The 3,724-nt window shown below is 64.3% G+C and carries 1 protein-coding gene and 3 pseudogenes; 2 read left to right on the forward strand and 2 right to left on the reverse strand.

The features are described from left to right. Window positions 1–111: 111 nt before the first annotated feature. Both ABZS64_RS39100 and katG read right to left on the reverse strand, forming a co-directional pair. Window positions 112–213, reverse strand: a pseudogene (locus tag ABZS64_RS39100) (IS5/IS1182 family transposase); the annotation flags it as partial. Window positions 214–380: 167 nt separating this feature from the next. Next, the gene (katG, locus tag ABZS64_RS39105; protein WP_355839955.1) at window positions 381–2,570 is read right to left on the reverse strand and encodes a catalase/peroxidase HPI; all 2,190 of its coding nucleotides are present in this window, start codon (window positions 2,568–2,570) and stop codon (window positions 381–383) included. Window positions 2,571–3,104: 534 nt separating this feature from the next. On the opposite strand from katG, the pseudogene ABZS64_RS39110 reads away from it, so the two are divergent. Together ABZS64_RS39110 and ABZS64_RS39115 are read left to right on the forward strand one after the other, a co-directional pair. Continuing rightward, window positions 3,105–3,411: pseudogene (locus ABZS64_RS39110) on the forward strand (hypothetical protein); the annotation flags it as partial. Window positions 3,412–3,581: 170 nt separating this feature from the next. Next, window positions 3,582–3,724: pseudogene (locus ABZS64_RS39115) on the forward strand (transcriptional repressor); the annotation flags it as partial.

Raw genomic sequence — 3,724 nt, forward strand, 5'->3', positions numbered from 1 at the left:
ACAGGCACCTGCACCACCTGCCACCGCCCCCTGCCCACAACATCCACCACCAGCCACAACCCAAGAGCCAGAACAACCTAACGGAGTCCTACTAGTGCCTTGTCTCCTCGATCATGAGCGGAGCCAGATGAGGAGCGCGGCAGCGGTGACGGTGCCGAGGAAGAGGTATCCGCGCTTGTCGTAGCGGGTGGCGACAGCTCTGAACTGCTTGAGCCCTCCTGTGCGGGCCGCCCGACACCCTGTGCGGCCGGGCGGCCCCGGCTATCCGGCAATAAGATCATTTCGTTAGGAGTTCTGAGCACGCGGTCCGCAGCACCTCCCCTGACCGGATCCCGAGGATGTCCCGGTCGGCCGATGAGCGGCCGACCGGGACGTCGGGCTCAGGCGAGGTCGAACCGATCGAGGTTCATCACCTTGTCCCACGCTGCCACGAAGTCACGCACGAACTTCTCTCCCGCGTCCTCGGACGCGTAGACCTCCGAGACGGCTCGGAGCTGGGAGTGCGAACCGAAGATGAGGTCGACGGCGGCGGCGGTCCACTTGACCTCGCCCGTGGCGCCATCCCGACCTTCGAATACGTTCTCAGCCGACGCCGACGCCTTCCACTCCGTACCCAGGTCGAGCAGGTTGACGAAGAAGTCATTGGTCAGTTTCTCCGGCCGGTGGGTGAAGACGCCGTGTGGGGATCGCCCGAAGCTGGTGTTCAGGGCCCGCATGCCGCCGATCAGAACCGTCATTTCGGGAGCGGTCAGTGTCAACAGGTTCGCGCGGTCCAGTAGGAGAGTCTCCGGCGACAACTTCTCTCCCGCCCGGAGATAGTTGCGGAACGCATCTGCCCTGGGTTCGAGCACGGCGAACGACTCCACGTCGGTCTGCTCCTGCGAGGCGTCCGTGCGCCCCGGTGCGAACGGGACTGTGATGTCGTGCCCGGCGTTCTTCGCGGCTTGCTCGACGGCCGCGCACCCGCCCAAGACGATCAGGTCAGCGAGCGAAACCTTCGTTCCACCAGCCTGTGAGAGGTTGAAGTCCTGCCGGATCAGCTCGAGGGTCTGCAACACCTCGGCCACCTCGGGCAGGTCATTGACCTCCCAGTCCCTTTGCGGCGCGAGTCGAATCCGTGCCCCGTTGGCTCCGCCACGCTTGTCGGTGCCGCGGAAGCTTGCCGCCGACGCCCAAGCGGTGGTGACCAGCTGGGAGATGGAAAGTCCCGAGGCGAGGATCCTGCCCTTGAGGGCAGCGATGTCCTCCTCCGCGGCCAGCTCGTGATCGACCTCGGGGACGGGGTCCTGCCACAGCTGCGGCCCGGGAACCCACGGGCCGAGGTAACGCGAGAGGGGTCCCATGTCGCGGTGCAACAGCTTGTACCACGCCTTGGCGAACGCTTCCGCGAGTTTGTCCGGGTTCTCGTGGAAGCTCTTCACAATCGGCCCATAGATCGGATCCACCTTCAGCGCGAGGTCCGTCGTCAGCATCATGGGAGCATGCCTCTTCGACGGATCATGAGCATCAGGCACAGTGCCCTTGGCCGAGGGATCCGTGGGAGTCCACTGCTTCGCACCGGCGGGGCTCGTCGTCAGCTCCCAGTCGTACCTGAACAGGTTGTCCAGGTACCCGTTGTCCCACTTCGTCGGCTCGGAGGTCCATGCGCCCTCGAGCCCACTGGTAAGCGCGTCGGCGCCCTTGCCGCTGCCGTAAGTGTTCCTCCAGCCGAGGCCTTGCTGCTCGATGGGGCAGGCCTCGGGTTCCGGACCGATATACCCGGCATCGGCTGCCCCATGGCACTTGCCGAACGTGTGGCCGCCGACGATGAGCGCAACCGTCTCCTCGTCATTCATCGCCATACGCCCGAATGTCTCGCGAATGTCCCTGGCTGCAGCCATCGGATCCGGGTTACCGTTGGGCCCCTCCGGATTGACGTAGATCAGTCCCATCTGCACGGCACCGAAAGGACCGGCGAGTTCTCTGTCGCCGCTGTAGCGCTCATCTCCGAGCCATGTGTCCTCAGGCCCCCAGAAGATTTCCTCGGGTTCCCAGATGTCCTCTCGCCCGAAGCCGAACCCGAACGTCGTGAACCCCATCGATTCCATGGCACAGTTGCCGGCGAAGACCAGAAGGTCGGCCCAGGAGATTTTCCGGCCGTACTTCTGCTTCACCGGCCAGAGCAAACGGCGCGCCTTGTCGAGGCTCGCGTTGTCCGGCCAACTGTTGAGGGGGGCAAAGCGCTGAGCGCCGGCGCCGCCACCGCCCCGGCCATCGGCGATACGGTACGTTCCCGCGGCATGCCAACTCATCCGGATGAAGAGCGGCCCGTAGTGGCCGTAGTCGGCAGGCCACCAGTCCTGCGATGTCGTCATCACCTCGAAGACGTCCTGCTTTAGCGCGTCGAGGTCGAGGGTCGTGAACTCTTCTGCGTAGTTGAAGTCCTCGCCCATCGGATTGGACTGAGGCGAGTGCTGGTGGAGAACCTGAAGGTCCAGCTGATTCGGCCACCAGTCCCGGTTCGTCCTGGGTCGAGTCGGCGTGGGGGTCGGGGAGGGGATTACTGGGTTCTCGCTTTCGCTGCCGGACACGTCCGTCCTTCTTCCTGTCTCAGTGTTTCCTTCTGCTGGCTGCTTGCTCTTGACGTTGGTTGCTTTGCTGGTGTCGAGCACTGCGACCCGCGCCCGTAGCGCGCCATGGCGCCCGCCGGCTGGAAACGCCTGACCAGACCCGCGGCAGTAAATGCGGGCTAGCGGCCAGCGAGAACCTACCCTCATGCACGACGCCGATGTTGAGCCTATGTCGGCGTCCGTATGGTCGCGCACCGCAGACCGCACCGCTGCGAGAACACGCAGAGCACCCCCGCGTAACAAGCAAGACTAAAGTCGTTTGGGGCCTTGGTTGACGACTCTCCCGGCCTCTGAGAACTGCGAGAAACGGCGACTTTTTCCTGATCATCATCACTCCGCTCACGTGAGAAGCGGAAATAAGCAATTATATGCTGGACCTGGCATGTAATGGAGTGCTGAACCTGGGACCCCTATTCTTGTTTGCAGCCTTCCGCGAAACTCGCGGGTACACATCGAGGTCCCGACCCCGGGGGACATCCTCGAGGCCTTCGGCCCTATGGCTTCTGCAGGGCGCACGCCGTCGCCTTCGCCGTTCCCGCCCTGCAATCGGCCTGCTCAGAGCCCATGACTCCGCCGTCCTGTACGCCAGGTCTCCTGGAGCACGACCCCGGCATGTGGGCCAACCGTCTGGTCATCGTCCGACGCCCGCCGCCACAACGTGGCCGTCCTCCCTGTCGACAGCAACCATTCCCAGCCCCAGCACGCCATGGAACGAGCCCCGGAGGGCACCTGGGGAGTGAGGCTGGCCCTGTCCGGCATACGCGGCATCAGCGAGAGCGAGACCGCACACATTGCCGCCGGGTAGCCCTATACCTCCTCTCGGACCTGTGGCAGCGTGCCCGCCCCAGCAATCCCACCGCCCTTATGGACAGAGGCCAGGTCTAGAAGGTCGCCTAATCCGCTTCCAATCAGAACCCGGACATCTGCCGGTAAACTTCGGTTATCCCACCGAGCCAGAACAGGTGAATCGATATGAGTGACCTGCTGGAGCGACTGCGGGGGCGTGGCTGGCGGATGACATCCCAGCGGCGTGTCGTTGCGGAGGTCCTCGACGGCGACCACGTGCATCTCACGGCCGACGAGGTGCACGCCCGTGCGGTACAGCGACTGCCCGA

This window comes from Streptomyces sp. NPDC005408, from assembly GCF_040606445.1.
Classification (GTDB): domain Bacteria; phylum Actinomycetota; class Actinomycetes; order Streptomycetales; family Streptomycetaceae; genus Streptomyces.